Here is a 15,319-nt window from a genome sequence, read left to right on the forward strand (position 1 = left end):
GCCGCCCCCGGGCGGGCGGTGCCCGGGTCCGGGGCGCTCGCGCCCCGGGTGCTGCAGCGCGCGATCCTGGGCCGCGCGCCCTGCGGACGCACCGCGCGCGCCGTGCACGCGGCGGCCGCCGCCCTGCTGGCGCTCGCGCTGGGCGCGGTCGCGGTGCGCGGGGTCGCCGAGCCCGGGGTGGCGCTGGCGTTCACCACCCTGATCGCGCTCGGCGAGTGCGTCCGGATCACCCTTCCGGGGGATCGGGAGCAGGCGCCCATCGGCGCGGCCGGCGCGCTGGCGTACGCCCTGCTCGGGCCGCTGCGCGGGGTGCCGACCGCGCACGGCACGCTCCAGGTGGTCGCGGTGACCGGGACCGGCCTTGTGCTGGCCTGGCTGGCGGGCCTCGTCCTGCCGCGCCGCGTCCTGCCGGACGGCCCCGGGCGCCCGGACCGCCGTCCGGCCTGGGCCGACCCGGCCCGCCGCGACGGCGCCGCCCGCCGGCTGCTCGCCGTCGGCTTCGCCGCCGCCGTCTTCCAGCCGCTCTACAACGGCGGCACGGTCGACCGCTTCTCGCCCGCGGGCCCGGCGTACGGGGCGTTCCTGACCACCGTCGCCGCGCTGGCCGCGCTCTGCGACGCCACCCTGGCGGCGCTGCTGCGCCGCTCCGGCGGCGGACCGCGGTTCCCGGCGGCGCTGGAGGACGAGCTGCGCTCGCTGTTCGGCATCGGCTCGGCGATCGTCGCCACCGGGATGCTGGTCAGCCTCGCGGCCGGCGAGGTGGGGCTCTGGGCGCTGCCGCTGTTCTGCAGCCCGCTGCTGCTCGCCCAGGTGTCCTTCCGGCGCGCCGCCGCCGTGCGGGCCACCACCGGGCAGACCATCGCCAGCCTCGCCCGGGCCACCGAGGTGGCCGGCTACACCCCGCACGGGCACGCGCGCAGGGTCGCGGACACGGCGTGCGCGCTGGGCCGCGAGCTGGGTCTGGGCACCCGCGAGCTCGCCCTGTTGGAGTACGCCGCGCTGATGCACGACGTCGGCCAGCTGTCCCTGGTCGAACCGGTGCCGGACGGCGCCACCGCGCTGCTGCCCCGCGCCGAGCAGCAGCGGATCGCCCGGCTCGGCAGCGAGGTGATCAGCCGCACCGGGGTGCCCCGGCAGGTCGCCGAGCAGGTCGCCCGGCTGGCCGACCCGTGCACCGGGCCGGCCGCCGAGGGGCCGGTGCCGCTCGCGTCCCGGATCATCCGGGTCGCCAACGCCCACGACGACCTGCTCACGGCGGCCCGTGGCCGGGGCGTCGGGGAGGCGGTCGGACGGCTGGAGGCGCTGGAGGCGCTGCGGCTGGGCCGCGGCCGGGTCTACGACGCCCGCGTGGTGGACGCCCTGGTCCGGGTGGGCGGGCAGGCCCGGCGCTGAGGGGCGGTCCGGGGGCGCGTGGGGCCCGCGGGGCCCGGGCCGTCCGCCGCCGCCGCGGGCCCCGGGGAACCGGGCCGCGGGCCCCAGGGGTTGAGCGGGCGGGATCGGGCAGGCAGGCTGGGGAGGGGCGGGCCCCAACCTCGGCGGTGGGGAGCGCGGGCGGGGGCGGGCGTGGTTGGATGCGGTCGTAGCGTGGAACACCGACCCGGGGCACCGGGCCCGCACGCCGTCCGAGGCGGTACGGGCACGGTGGCACGGGACTTGAGCGGACGACGACGGCAGGGACGAACGTGAGGATCTTCCACCGGGCACGGCACCGGCCGTCCGCCACCTGGCGGCAGACGACCGACCGGGCCTTCACGCTGATCGGCGACGGCCGCTACGAGGACGCCGGCGCGCTGCTGGTGATGGCCGCCGACCTGGAGCCGTGGCTCTCCGACTCCTGGTTCAACCTCGCCCTGCTGCACAAGTTCCGCCGGGACTGGGAGCAGGCCCGCTCGGCCGGCCTGCGCGCCGTCGCCCTGCTGGACCGCGAGCACGGCGCCCCGGACTGGTGGAACCTCGGCATCACCGCCACCGCCCTCCAGGACTGGCCGCTGGCCCGTCGCGCCTGGCAGGCGTACGGGCTGAAGCTGCCCGGCGGCCCCGGCGGGCAGCAGGACGGCCCGGTCAGCCTGGACCTCGGCACCACCCCGGTGCGGCTCTCCCCGGACGGCGAGTCCGAGGTGGTCTGGGGCCGCCGGCTGGACCCGGCCCGGATCGAGGTGCTGTCCATCCCGCTGCCGTCCTCCGGCCGCCGCTGGGGCGAGGTGGTGCTGCACGACGGCGCCCCGCACGGCGAGCGGGTCACCGACGGCGTCGCCTACCCGGTGTTCGACGAGATCGAGCTGTGGGCGCCGTCCCCGGTGCCGACCTACGTGGTGCTGCTGCAGGCCGCCACCGCCGGGGACCGGGACGCGCTGGAGCGGCTGGTCGCCGACGCCGGCTACGCGGCCGAGGACTGGACGTCCTCGGTGCGGCTGCTGTGCCGGGCCTGCTCGGAGAGCCGGATGGCCTCCGACGACGGCGTCGCCGCCCACCACGACCCGCACGACGACGGCGACGCCGCCCACCCCGGCCACCTCAGCCACCTCAGCCAGGGCGGCGCGGCCGGGATGTCCTGGCTGGTCGAGCGCGAGTGCGGGATCGCCGCGCCGGCCCACCTGGTGCGCACCCTGCTGGACCGCTGGGTCGCGGCCGCCCCGGCGAGCCGGGCTTACCGGGATCTCGAAGAAGTGTGCTGAGTACCCTGGTGAGGTAACGCGTACACCGACGGAAGCGGAAGACATGGCGGAGCAGGCCGAGCAGCACGAGCACGAGCACGACGTGGAGGGGGCGGCGCCCGAGACGCCCGTGAAGGTGATCGGTGAGGAGCCCGACCTCGGCAAGGGCACCGCGCGCCCGATCACCGTCGTCGGCAACCCGGTGCTGCACCGCGAGGTCAAGGACGTCACCGCGTTCGACGGCGAGCTGTCCGCGCTGGTCGACGACATGTTCCAGTCCATGTACGCCGCCGAGGGCGTCGGCCTCGCCGCCAACCAGATCGGTGTCGACCTCAAGGTCTTCGTCTACGACTGCCCGGACGACGAGGGCGTGCGCCACATCGGCCACGTGATCAACCCGAAGCTGGAGGAGTACCCGGCGGATCGCCGCCGCGGCCTGGACGACGGCAACGAGGGCTGCCTCTCCGTCCCCGGCGCCTACGCCGAGCTGCCGCGCCCGGACTTCGCCGCGGTCACCGGCGTCGACAAGGACGGCAAGCCGATCCGGGTCGAGGGCACCGGCTTCTTCGCCCGCTGCCTCCAGCACGAGACCGACCACCTCTACGGCACCCTCTACATCGACAAGCTGTCGAAGCGGGACCGCAAGGACGCCCTGCGGCAGATGGCCGAGGGCACCCCGAAGTACGCGACCGTGCCGAACGAGTAACCCGCCGAGGCCAGTCGGGGGGCCGGTCCGGGGATTCCCGGACCGGCTCCCGTCCTTTCGTGTCGGTCGTGTACCGGGGAGCGCTCGACCTGCCGTCACCCTGGGCGGCGAAGCGGCCGTGTCCGCTGTCTGCCGTATCGTTCCCGTGTCCGCCGCCCCACGAACCGGAGCCTTCCCCCGTGTCCTCGCCCGCGCCCTCCCCCCGCCCCGTCCGCGTGTTGCTGGTGGAGGACGACGAGCTGATGCGCCGTTCCTTCACCGTCGCCCTGGAGCGCTACGGCTACGAGCTGCGCGCCGCGGCGGACGGCCTCACCGCGCTGGAGCTGTTCCGGGACGAGCCGTTCGACCTGCTGGTCCTGGACGTGATGCTGCCCGGCCTGGACGGGATCGGCCTGTGCCGCAGGGTCCGGGAGAGCAGCCTGGTGCCGGTGCTGATGATGTCGGCGCGCGGTGACGGGCTCGACGTCGTCGCCGGTCTGGAGGCCGGGGCGGACGACTACGTGGTCAAGCCGGTGGACACCTACGTGCTGGTGGCGCGGATCCGCTCGCTGCTGCGGCGGGCGACGTACGCGACCGCCGCCCCGCCGGAGGAGGCCGCCGGCGGGGAGGTGTTGGTCTTCGGGGACCTGACCGTAGACACCGCCGGCATGGAGGTGTCCGTCGGCGGGGAGCCGGTGGCGCTGACCCCGACCGAGCTCAAGCTGCTGCTGGAGTTCGCCGCCCGCCCCGGGGTGGTGCTGGAGCGGCACACCCTGCTGCGCAACGTCTGGGAGTACGGCTGGGACGGCGACAGCCGGGTCGTTGACCTGTGCGTGCAGCGGCTGCGCCGCAAGCTCGGCCGGGAGCGGATCGAGACGGTCCGCGGCTTCGGCTACAAGCTCAGGCGGTGAGCATGCCGCCCACCTCTCCACCGCCCACCTCTCCACCGCCCACGTCCCCACCGCGCAGGACCTCCCTGCGCTGGAAGATCGCCGCGCTGGCCGCCGCCACCGCCTGCCTGGTCGCGGTGGCGGTCGGGGTGCTGGTGCACCTGTGGACCGACCAGGACATCCGCTCCCGGGCCGAGATGCGGGCCTTCAACGCGGTGTACGCCGCCATGGACGTCTACCGGCGCACCGGATCGCTGTCCGAAGGCGCGGAACTCGACCCGGCCGAGCTGCCCGCGCGACTGCGGCACCCGGCCGACGACCAGCGGCACACCGCCTACGACGGCGGCGCCGGCCCGAGCTACTGGGCCGCCCAGCGCACCGGCGGGCCGGGCAGCCCGGTGCTGGCCGTACGGGTCAACATGGCGTCGGAGCTGTCCAACCTGCCCCGGCTGGACGTGGCGATGGCGGTCGCCTCGCTGCTCGCGCTCGCGGTGGCGGTGCCGCTCGCCGGGTACGGGGCCGGGCTGCTCGCCCGCCGGCTGCGGCGGGTCGCCGAGACCGCGGGCCGGATCTCCGCCGGGGACGTCGACGCCCGCACCGGCCCCACCAAGGGCGGCGACGAGGTGGCCGAGATCGCCGCGACGGTGGACGCGATGGCCGACAGCCTCGGCCGACGGCTGCGCGCGGAACGGCAGTTCACGGCCGACGTGGCGCACGAGCTGCGCACCCCGGTCGGCGGGCTGCTGGCCGCCGTCGACCTGCTGCCGGCCGGGGAGACCGAGGACCTGATCCGGGGCCGGGTGCGGGACCTGCGGGGGCTGGTCGAGGACCTGCTGGAGGTCTCCCGGCTGGACGCCGGGGCGGAGCGGCCGGTGCACGTCCGCGTGCCGCTCGGGGAGGTCGTGCGGGAGGCGGTGGCGCGCACCGGGGCCGGGGCCGAGGTCCGCGTCGGGGAGCCCCTGCCGGTGGAGACCGACCCGCGGCGGCTGGAGCGGATCGTCGGCAACCTCGTCCTCAACGCCCACCGGCACGGCGCCGCCCCCGTACGCGTCACCGTCGAGGGCCGTACCGTCGTGGTGCGCGACCACGGCCCCGGCTTCCCCGCCGAGCTGCTGCGCCACGGCCCGCGCCGCTTCCACACCGGCGCCGCCGAGCGCGGCTCGGGCCACGGGCTGGGGCTGACCATCGCGGCGGGACAGGCCCGGCTGCTCGGCGCCGAGCTGCGGTTCGACAACGCGCCGGACGGTGGCGCGGTGGCCACGCTGCGGCTGCCGGACTGAGCGGCGCCCGTTCGGCCGGGTGGCCGGTGCGGCTGGGCGGTGGGAGCCGCTGAGCGGCCCCTGCTCGGTCGAGCAGTGGGGCGGCGGCTGCTACAGAACCGCTGCGAAGCGGAGCGGGCGCCGATACCCGGCGGAGCGGGGCCCCGATACGTGGTCCGGACACCCTTCGAAGTGCACCGATTCGCCCTTCGACAGGAGCCCTCCCCGTGACCGCCCACGCCCTCACCCCGTTCGTGACACCCGGGATCGCCGCCGCCACCGCCGACCTGACCAAGGTCTACGGCAGCGGCGACACCCGGGTCACCGCCCTGGACGGGGTCAGCATCGCCTTCCGGGAGGGCGAGTTCACGGCGATCATGGGCCCGTCCGGCTGCGGCAAGTCGACCCTGCTGCACTGTGCCGCCGGGCTGGACACCCCCACCTCCGGCTCGGTCCGGATCGGCACCACCGAGCTGGGCGCCCTGGGGGACCGGCAGCTCACCCGACTGCGCCGGGACCGGGTCGGGTTCGTCTTCCAGGCGTTCAACCTGCTGCCCACGCTGACCGCGCTGGAGAACATCACCCTCCCGCTGACGCTGGCGGGGCGGCGTCCGGACCGGGAGTGGCTGGATCGGGTGGTCGCGATGGTCGGGCTCTCCCAGCGCCTCGGCCACCGCCCGGCCGAGCTGTCCGGCGGGCAGCAGCAGCGCGTCGCGGTCGCCCGGGCGCTGGCCGCCCGCCCCGCGATCGTGTTCGGCGACGAGCCGACCGGCAACCTCGACTCCCGCGCCGGGGCCGAGGTGCTGGGCTTCCTGCGGGACTCCGTACGGGAGTTGGGGCAGACGGTGGTCATGGTCACCCACGACCCGGTGGCCGCCGGGTACGCGGACCGGGTGGTGTTCCTGGCCGACGGGCGGCTGGTCGACGAGATGGCGCACCCGACGCCGGACCGGGTGCTGGACGTCATGCTGCGTTTCTCCGGGGGCGCCCCCGGGACCCCCGCCCTCGCCGACTGAGCCCGTCCGTCCGCCCCCTGCTCCTACTTCCGAAAGCCACTCATGCTGACCACAGCCCTGCGCAACGTCCTCGCGCACAAGGCCCGGCTGCTGATGACCGTGCTCGCGGTCTGCCTCGGGGTCGCGTTCGCCTCCGGCACCCTGGTCTTCGCCGACTCCACCGCCGCCGCCCAACGAGCCGCCGCCACACGGAACTTCGCCGATGTCGCGGTCAGCGTCACCGCGAACGAGCCGGACGTGCTGACCGACGGCCTCGCCCGCCGGCTCGCGGGGGTGCCCGGCGTCGCGGCGGTCCGGCCGACCGCGGACGGGAGCGCCACCCTCAACGCGGCGGACGGCACCCCGCTGCGGGTGAAGCGGGGGACCAACCTCGCCGCCGGCTACGAGTCCGGGCGCCACCCGCTGGCGGAGGGCCGGGCCCCGGCCGCCGAGGGCGAGATCGCCGTCGACCGGGACACGGCGGCCGCGGGCGGCTACCACCTGGGAGACCAGGTCACGCTGGCCACGGACGGCCCGGTGATGACGGCCCGCCTGGTCGGGATCGTGGCCACCGCCGACACCCGGGTCACGGCCGGCGGCACGCTCACCCTGTTCGACCGGGCCACCGCGCAGAAGCTGTTCGCGGCTCCGGGGGAGTACACCGGCATCGACCTCGTCGCCGCTCCGGGTGTCGGCCAGTACGAACTGGCCCAGCGCGTCGCGGCGGTACTCCCGGCCGACCGGGCGCAGGCCACCACCGGGCAGGCGCAGGCGCAGCAACAGGCCCTCTACGTCCGCACGTTGACCCGCGGCTACCAGAAGATGCCGATGGTCTTCGCCGGGGTCTCGCTGTTCATCGGGTCGTTCCTGGTGGTCAACACCTTCACCATGCTGGTCTCCCGGCGGGGCCGGGAGATCGCGCTGCTGCGGGCGGTGGGCGCCACCCGGCGCCAGGTGGTGCGCTCGTTGCTGGCCGAGGCCGTCCTGGTCGGGCTGGCGGCGTCGGCGGTCGGGTTCGCGCTCGGGCTCGGCATCGCGACCGTCTTGCCCGGCCTGCTGAGCACCGACGGCAGCCGGCTGCCCGAGGGCCCGCTGGTGATCGGAGCCCGGCCGGTGGCGGCCGCGCTGTTCGTCGGCGTCGGGGTGACGGTCCTGGCGGCCTGGCTGCCCTCGCGGCGGGCGGCGCGGATCGCGCCGGTCGAGGCGCTGCGCGCGGTCTCCCGCCCCGCCGGGGGCTCCCGGCTGCGCGCGGCGGCCGGTACGGCGCTGCTGCTGCTCGGTGCCGGCCTGCTGGTCTCGCTGTCGGCCTCGGCGAAGGACGCCTCCGAGGAGAACCTGCGCAGCGCGATGCTCGGCTGCGGGACGCTGGTCGTCGCGCTGCTCGTCCTGGCGCCCTCGCTGGCCGTCCCGGTGATCCGGCTGGCCGGGCGGCTGACCGGCCGGTTCGGGATGACCGGGCGGCTCGCGCGGGAGAACGCCCTGCGCGACCCCCGGCGTACCGCGGCGACCGCCGCCACGCTGCTGATCAGCACCGCGCTGGTCAGCGGGCTCGCCACGATCGGCGACTCGACCGGCCGGGCCCTGGACCGGCAGGCGGCGGCCGGGCTGGGCGCCGACTACGTGATCAGCACCGGCAACACGATGACGGGCATCGACCCGGCGGCCGTCGGGCGGGTGTCCGGGGTGTCCGGCGTGCGGGAGGCGAGCGCGGTCGCGGACTCGACGGCGGTCGTCGGGGGCCGGGTCCGGGAGGTCTCCGGGGTCGATCCCGCCGCCGTCTCGCGGTTCATGAAGCTCGACTTCGTCAGCGGCTCGGCCGAGGACCTCGGGCCCGGCCGGATCGCCCTCTCGGTGAGCACCGCCCGGGAGAGCGGGGTCGACGCGGGCGGGCGGATCGAGGTTCGGATGGGCCGGAGCAAGGAGCCCGTGATGTACACCGTGGCGGGCGTCTACCGGGACAACCCCACCGCGCGGGACGCCGTCGGCGCCCGGGACGGGGTGCAGCGCGACAGCTACAAGCCCGGCTCCGTCCAGCGGATCCTGGTGCGCGGCGAGGGCACGTCCACGGCCGCCCTGCGGACGGCGGTCGGCGACAACCCGCTGCTGAAGGTGCAGGACCGGGCCCAGCTGGTGCGCGAGGCGGCGGGGACGGTGGGCGAGTTGCTCACGCTGATGTACGGGCTGCTCGGCATCGGTGCGGTGATCTCCGCGCTGGGCATCGTGAACACCCTGGCCGTGTCGGTCACCGAGCGGACCCGGGAGATCGGGATGCTGCGCGCCCTCGGCATGGACCGGCCCGGCATCCGTCGGATGATCCGCCTGGAGGCGGTGACGGTCGCCGCCTTCGGCACCCTGCTGGGCCTGGCCGGCGGCCTGTTCGGCGCCTGGGCGGTCGGCGCCCTGGCCGGCGGCGCGATGGACGGGTACGCGCTGGCGCTGCCCTGGGGGACGCTGGCGCTGGTGTGCCTGGCCTCCCTGGCGATCGGCGCGCTGGCGGCCGCGCTGCCCGCCCGCCGGGCGGCGGCGCTCGGCCCGCTGGAGGCCGTCGCGCAGGGCTGAGCGGCGAGCCGTCCCCGCCCGGCGTTCACGCGCCGGGCGGGGACGGTCGGGTTCCGTACGGGCGGTGGCGTTCCGCCCGGCCGTCAGCCGGGTGTGCCCGCGCCGGCCGTCGTGGCCGCCCGGCCGTCGGACGGGGGTGCGGATCAGGACTCGCCGTGCTGGCCGCGGGAGAAGATGGTCGGGCTGCCGGGGAGCTCCGGGTTCGCGCCGAGGTGGTCGGCCAGGTCGCGCACGCCCTCGGCGAGCGTGACCGCCGGTCGGTACCCCAGGCCCGTGAGCTTGGAGATGTCGCCGACCAGCCGGTAGGTGTCGTCCTCGATCTCCGGGATCACGCTGACCTCGGGTGGGACGCCGGTGGCCTCCCCGATCACGTTGACGAGGTCGCGCATCGACACCTCGGTGCCGGAGCCGATGTTGAACACCTCTCCCGGTTCGGCCCGGTCGGCGATCGTCAGCAGCCCCTGGACCAGGTCGGTGACGTGGACGAAGTCGCGGGTCTTGCGGTCGATGTCGCCCACGATCTGGATGGGCCGGTGGTTGAGGTGCCAGCGCAGGAAGCGTCCGACCTCGACCATCGCCTCGTGCGGGTTCTCCCCTGGGCCGTAGACGCAGAACGGGCGGCCGACCACCACCGGCAGCCCGCAGGCCCGGTGGAGGGCGAGGCAGGTGATCTCACCGCTGAGCTTGGACGCCCCGTACGGCACGAAGGGGCGGGTCGGGTGGTCCTCGTCCATCGGGAACCGCCGGGGTATGCCGTAGACGGACGCGGACGAGACGTAGACGACCCGGCGTACGGACGCCTTGAGGAGGGCCTCGGCGAAGGAGAGCGTGCCGAGCGCATTGATCTCGAAGTCCAGGCGGGGCTGGGTCACCGACAGGGTGCCGTTCGCGTTGGCGGCGACGTGGAAGGCCAGGTCGGCGTCGTCCACGGCCTCGGCGATGGCGTCGACCTCGCGGATGTCCAGCATGTGCAGGGTGGCCCCGGACGGCGCCGAGATGCTCGTCGCGGTCCGGGCGTTGTCGATGATCGCCACTTCCTTGCCCAGGAAGAGGAGGGCGTTGGTCAGGTGCCTGCCGACGAAACCCAGTCCGCCCGACACCAATACCTTGTCGTATTCTTCGAGCATATATTCGATATATCAGCCGTTGAACACGCCCGCGCTCCAGGCCTGCGGAACCGCGGCCGTCCGGGTGAAATATCGGGCGGACAGGAATGGGGCCGGTGCGGACCACTCGTCCGCACCGGCCCTCGGCCTCGGTTCAGGACTCCTACGGGATGAAGAGCCACTCCGGACCGTAGGTGGAGTGGGGGTCGCTGGGGAGCTTGACGGCGTTGATCCGCTCTGCGGTGTCGCCCAGGGCGCCCATGTCGCTGATCGCGTCGAACAGCCGGTCCGGGGTTCCGCCCCAGGCGTCGTGGAGGGCCTTCAGCATGTCGGTGTAGGTGGCGTTGAACTCCTGCAGCACGGCGGCGGTGGCCGCGTCGGGTGCGTTGGCGGGGTCGTTCGCCCAGCCGCCGGCGGGGACGCGGGCGACCGGTGCGGTGGGCGGGAGCGGAACGTCGGGGCCGGTGAACTCGAACTTCCCGGTGGCGGGGTTCTTCACCAGCTTCTTGCCGACGGCGATCTCCTTGAAGGCGTAGTAGTGGGCGAGTTCGTCCGTGGGCCCGGGGAAGGGATTGTTCGGGGAAGCCGTGGTGCCCTCGCCCTGGGTCTGGATGATGTCGATCGCCTTCAGGACGTCGTCGATGGTGTTCATCGCGACGATGTCGTTGCCCGCGCCGTGGCCCGACCCGAGCGGGAAGGTCACCTGGTTCTGCCCGGTCAGCAGGTGCGCGAAGTTCGGGAAGACATCGGCGATGCGCTGGTAGAAGGCGCCGATCGTGTTGCCGTCCGCGGCGAAGGCCAGCGGGTTCTCGGGCTTCTCGATGTCGGAGAAGAGGGTGGCCGACTCGCGGGTCAGCCCGCTGAGGAAGACCTCCAGCCCCGGGTTGACGCCACCGGGCAGCTCGCCGGGGTACTTGGGGACGGTGAGCGGGTCGATGAGGGCTACGGTGCCGCCGATGCTGGTGAGCATGTTGCAGACCAGGCCGAAGTGCGACATCTCGTCGAAGACGATCTCGCGGATGGTGCGGCGGACGGGCTGGGTCTTGTCGGTGATCGACCAGAGCGCGGTGGCGTAGGGCGGGATGGTGGAGAGCTCCAGCATGACCGCCCGCTGGAGCGCGTCCTTGAGCTCCTGCTCGCTCCAGTCCTCCTCGGCGATGTTCATGAGCTGGACGATCGCGTCGCTCTCGTAGTCCAGGATGCCGGTCGTCGCCACGGGGTACCCCTTTCGTTCGGCTGTGCGCCGGACCGTAGCCGGGGCTCGGTCGTCCGCAGGCGTGGAACGGCGGTGCGGCCCGGGAGTTCATCCGGACGGGCGCGCGTGGACCTGCGGCCGCCCCGCCCGGCGTTCATGCCGGGCGGGGCGGGGGAGTCCTGGCCGGCTGACCGCGGCTCGAACGACCCGGGCGGGTCGGCGCCGCTCCTCCCGGCCGAGGCCTGGTCGTCCTTCCTCTCCGGGGTCAGGTCCGGGGAGTTTCCGACCGACTGATGTCACAGCGGTGCCCCGCACGGGCTGTGGCCGTGCGGGGCACCGCTGTCGTTCGTTCTTCTCTAGAAGTCGTCGTCGAAGGCGACGGTGCCCTCGACGGCGACCTGGTACGCCGACACCCGGCGCTCGAAGAAGTTGGTCAGCTCCTGGACGTTCTGGAGCTCCATGAAGCCGAACGGGTTCGTCGACCCGTAGCGGATCGGCAGGCCGAGGCGCGCGAGGCGCTGGTCCGCCACCGCCTGCAGGTACTCCCGCATCGACGCGGTGTTCATGCCGGGCAGGCCGTCACCGCACAGGTCCTGGGCGAACTGGAGCTCGGCCTCGACGGCCTCCTCCAGCATCTCCGTGACCTGCTTGGCCATCTCGTCGTCGAAGAGGTCGGGCTCCTCCTCGCGGACGGTGTCGACCACCGACATGGCGAAGTCCATGTGCATGGACTCGTCGCGGAACACCCAGTTGGTGCCGGTGGCCAGGCCGTGCAGCAGGCCCCGGCTGCGGAACCAGTACACGTAGGCGAACGCGCCGTAGAAGAACAGGCCTTCCACACACGCGGCGAAGCAGATCAGGTTGAGCAGGAACGCCCGCCTGTCCTCCTTCGTCTGCAGCGACTCGATGTGGTCGACCGCGTTCATGTACTTGAAGCAGAACTGGGCCTTCTGGCGGATGGAGGGGATGTTCTCCACCGCGGCGAAGGCCGCGTTGCGGTCCTCCGGGTCGGGCAGGTAGGTGTCGAGCAGCGTCAGGTAGAACTGGACGTGCACGGCCTCTTCGAACAGCTGCCGCGAGAGGTACAGCCGCGCCTCCGGGGAGTTGATGTGCTTGTAGAGGCTCAGCACCACGTTGTTGGAGACGATCGAGTCGCCGGTGGCGAAGAACGCGACCAGTCGCCCGATGAGGTGCCGCTCGCCCTCGCTGAGCTTCGCCAGGTCCGCGACGTCCGAGTGCAGGTCCACCTCCTCCACCGTCCAGGTGTTCTTGATGGCGTCCCGGTACCGGTCGTAGAACGACGGGTAGCGCATCGGGCGCAGGGTCAGCTCGAAGCCGGGGTCGAGCAGCATCTTGCGGTCTTCGGACTGGGACATTACTGGCAGGCCTCGCAGGACTCGGGGTTCTCCAGGGAGCAGGCGATGGCGGCTTCCTGCTCCGGGGTGAGGGTCGGGCTGTTCACGGGCACGGGCGCCGGCGCGGCGGCGCGGGCGGTGCCGGACGCGGCCTGGGCGATGCGGGTGGCCGGGCGCGAACGCAGGTAGTAGGTGGTCTTCAGGCCGACCTTCCACGCGTAGGCGTACATCGAGCTGAGCTTGCCGATGGTCGGCGCCGCCATGAACAGGTTCAGGGACTGGCTCTGGTCCAGGTACGGCATGCGGGCCGCCGCCAGGTCGATCAGCGCGCGCTGCGGCAGCTCCCAGGCCGTCCGGTACAGCGAACGGACCTCGGCGGGCAGCCAGTTCAGCTCCTGCACCGAGCCGTTGGCGTCGCGCAGGGCGTCCCGGGTCTGCTGGTCCCAGACGCCCAGCTCCTTGAGCTCGCGCACCAGGTACGGGTTGACCTGGAGGAACTCACCGCTCAGCGTCTCGCGCTTGAACAGGTTGGACACCTGCGGCTCGATGCACTCGTACACGCCGGCGATGGAGGCGATGGTCGCGGTCGGCGCGATGGCCAGCAGAAGCGAGTTGCGCAGGCCGGTCTCGGCGATCCGGGCGCGCAGCGCCGTCCAGCGGTCGGCCCACTGCGGGGCGGCGCTCGGGAAGTGGTCGATGTGCAGCTCGCCGCGGGCGGCGCGGGTCTCGCCGTACGCCTCGTGGCGGCCCAGCTGCTCGGCCAGGTCGGCGGAGCGCTCGTAGGCGGTGAGCATGATGCGCTCGGCGATCAGCGTGGACAGCTGCTTCGCCTCGGCGGAGTCGAAGTCGATCCGCAGCTGGAAGAAGACGTCCTGGAGGCCCATCACGCCCAGGCCGACCGGCCGCCAGCGGGAGTTGGACGTCCCGGCCTCGGTGGTCGGGTAGAAGTTGATGTCCACCACGCGGTCGAGGAAGGTGACGGCGGTGCGCACGGTGGCGTCCAGCCGCTCCCAGTCCATGGCGCCGAGCAGGTCGGCGGCCGAGGCGCCGGAGGCCACGTGGGCGCCCAGGTTAACCGAGCCCAGGTTGCAGACGGCGGTCTCGGAGTCGTCCGTGACCTCCAGGATCTCGGTGCACAGGTTGGAGGAGTGCACCGTGCGGCCCGGCAGCGCGGTCTGGTTGGCGGCGCGGTTGGAGGCGTCCTTGAAGGTCATCCAGCCGTTGCCGGTCTGCGCCAGGGTCCGCATCATGCGGGCGTACAGGGTCTGCGCCGGGATGGTGCGCACGGCCTTGCCGGCCTGCTCGGCCTTGCGGTACGCCTCGTCGAAGTCGGCGCCCCACAGGTCGACCAGCTCGGGCACGTCGGCCGGCGAGAACAGCGACCAGTCCTCGTCGGCGTTGACCCGGCGCATGAACTCGTCCGGGATCCAGTGCGCCAGGTTGAGGTTGTGGGTGCGGCGGGCCTCTTCGCCGGTGTTGTCGCGGAGCTCCAGGAACTCCTCGATGTCGGCGTGCCAGGTCTCCAGGTAGACGCAGGCCGCGCCCTTGCGGCGGCCGCCCTGGTTGACGGCGGCGACCGAGGAGTCGAGGGTGCGCAGGAACGGCACGATGCCGTTGGACTTGCCGTTGGTGCCGCGGATCAGGCTGCCGCGCGAGCGGATGCGCGAGTAGGACAGGCCGATGCCGCCGGCGTGCTTGGAGAGGCGGGCGATCTGCGCGTAGCGGTTGTAGATCGAGTCCAGGTTGTCCAGCGGCGAGTCGAGCAGGTAGCAGCTCGACATCTGGGGGTGCCGGGTGCCGGAGTTGAAGAGCGTCGGCGAGGAGGTCAGGTACTCCAGGCGGCTCATCAGGCCGTACAGCTCGGCCACCTCGCGCACCGACTGCTCGCTGTCGCCGACCGCCAGGCCGCAGGCGACGCGCAGCAGGAAGTGCTGCGGGGTCTCGATCACCTTGCGGGTGATCGGGTGGCGCAGCAGGTAGCGGGACTGCACGGTGCGCAGGCCGAAGTACTCGAAGCGGTCGTCGCCCGCGGGGTCGACCAGCGCGTCCAGGGCGGCGGCGTGCTTGGCGACGAAGGCCGCGGTGGTGTCGCCGATCAGGCCCTCGGCGTGGCCGACGGCGATCGAGGCGGAGAAGGACGTCGAGCCCTGGCTGTTCGCCTCGTCGACGATCTCCAGGGCGAGCAGGCGGGCGGCCAGCTTCGAGTACTGGGGGTCCTCGGCGATCATCGACGCGGCGGCGTCCACGGCCAGCCCGCGGAGTTCGGCGAAGTCCGAGCCGGCGTGGCGGCCGCGCAGCGCGGCGGCGGCGACGTGGCCGGGGTCGACCTCGGTGAGGTCGGTGCTGCGGTCGGTGAGCAGCCGCAGCAGGGCGCCGCCGGGGTCGGAGACCGTCGGGTCGGTGAAGGCGGTACCGGAGCCCTGGGCGGGCAGGGTGGCTGAGGCAGCGGTGGTCAAGGCGCTCTCTCCTGGCGGCGATCGGCGGCGGTGATCGGGGGCCACCGGGCCGATCGGGGCAGGGGAGCACGGCACGAACGCAGACGGCGTCGCGCGACGGTGACTCCCCGGCCCGCCCGCGAGGCCCGGAGGGGTAATGCTCGTGCCGGCGCGGCCTCTGCGGGA

General features: G+C 73.8%; 11 protein-coding genes. 7 read left to right on the forward strand and 4 right to left on the reverse strand.

Going from position 1 to position 15,319, the window contains the following annotated elements; translation table 11 throughout:
- The first annotated feature begins 66 nt into the window (after window positions 1-66).
- The 7 genes from ACIQI7_RS17765 to ACIQI7_RS17795 all read left to right on the forward strand — a co-directional run bounded on the left by ACIQI7_RS17765 (window position 67) and on the right by ACIQI7_RS17795 (window position 9,042).
- Window positions 67-1,392, forward strand: coding sequence for an HD-GYP domain-containing protein (locus tag ACIQI7_RS17765; RefSeq protein WP_401111036.1), 1,326 nt, complete (start codon window positions 67-69; stop codon window positions 1,390-1,392).
- A 290-nt stretch (window positions 1,393-1,682) separates the two neighbouring features.
- Window positions 1,683-2,675: a tetratricopeptide repeat protein gene (locus tag ACIQI7_RS17770; protein ID WP_387750078.1), complete on the forward strand. Its 993-nt coding sequence runs from the start codon at window positions 1,683-1,685 to the stop codon at window positions 2,673-2,675.
- 43 nt (window positions 2,676-2,718) lie between these two features.
- Window positions 2,719-3,360, forward strand: a complete 642-nt coding sequence (def, locus tag ACIQI7_RS17775) for a peptide deformylase (protein ID WP_401110659.1) — start codon at window positions 2,719-2,721, stop codon at window positions 3,358-3,360.
- 242 nt (window positions 3,361-3,602) lie between these two features.
- Window positions 3,603-4,250: a two-component system response regulator CseB gene (cseB, locus tag ACIQI7_RS17780; protein WP_401111039.1), complete on the forward strand. Its 648-nt coding sequence runs from the start codon at window positions 3,603-3,605 to the stop codon at window positions 4,248-4,250.
- A gap of 2 nt (window positions 4,251-4,252) precedes the next feature.
- On the forward strand, window positions 4,253-5,509 hold the full coding sequence (locus tag ACIQI7_RS17785; RefSeq protein ID WP_401111044.1) for a sensor histidine kinase: 1,257 nt from the start codon (window positions 4,253-4,255) through the stop codon (window positions 5,507-5,509).
- 206 nt (window positions 5,510-5,715) lie between these two features.
- The gene (locus ACIQI7_RS17790; RefSeq protein WP_401110662.1) at window positions 5,716-6,504 is read left to right on the forward strand and encodes an ABC transporter ATP-binding protein; all 789 of its coding nucleotides are present in this window, start codon (window positions 5,716-5,718) and stop codon (window positions 6,502-6,504) included.
- A gap of 42 nt (window positions 6,505-6,546) precedes the next feature.
- Window positions 6,547-9,042, forward strand: coding sequence for an ABC transporter permease (locus ACIQI7_RS17795; protein WP_401110665.1), 2,496 nt, complete (start codon window positions 6,547-6,549; stop codon window positions 9,040-9,042).
- Window positions 9,043-9,185: 143 nt separating this feature from the next.
- On the opposite strand, the gene ACIQI7_RS17800 is transcribed toward ACIQI7_RS17795, so the two are convergent.
- From ACIQI7_RS17800 to ACIQI7_RS17815, 4 genes are all read right to left on the reverse strand, one after another.
- The gene (locus ACIQI7_RS17800; protein ID WP_387750083.1) at window positions 9,186-10,169 is read right to left on the reverse strand and encodes an NAD-dependent epimerase/dehydratase family protein; all 984 of its coding nucleotides are present in this window, start codon (window positions 10,167-10,169) and stop codon (window positions 9,186-9,188) included.
- A 142-nt stretch (window positions 10,170-10,311) separates the two neighbouring features.
- On the reverse strand, window positions 10,312-11,364 hold the full coding sequence (locus ACIQI7_RS17805) for a ferritin-like protein (RefSeq protein ID WP_401110668.1): 1,053 nt from the start codon (window positions 11,362-11,364) through the stop codon (window positions 10,312-10,314).
- Between the two features lie 335 nt (window positions 11,365-11,699).
- On the reverse strand, window positions 11,700-12,719 hold the full coding sequence (locus tag ACIQI7_RS17810) for a ribonucleotide-diphosphate reductase subunit beta (protein WP_401110671.1): 1,020 nt from the start codon (window positions 12,717-12,719) through the stop codon (window positions 11,700-11,702).
- Window positions 12,719-15,130 carry a ribonucleoside-diphosphate reductase subunit alpha gene (locus ACIQI7_RS17815; RefSeq protein ID WP_401111045.1) on the reverse strand — a complete coding sequence of 804 codons (2,412 nt, stop codon included), beginning with the start codon at window positions 15,128-15,130 and terminating at the stop codon, window positions 12,719-12,721. Before ACIQI7_RS17815 ends, ACIQI7_RS17810 begins: the two co-directional genes overlap by 1 nt.
- Window positions 15,131-15,319: the final 189 nt, after the last annotated feature.

The sequence above is a fragment of the Kitasatospora sp. NPDC092039 genome (assembly GCF_044756065.1).
Classification (GTDB): domain Bacteria; phylum Actinomycetota; class Actinomycetes; order Streptomycetales; family Streptomycetaceae; genus Kitasatospora.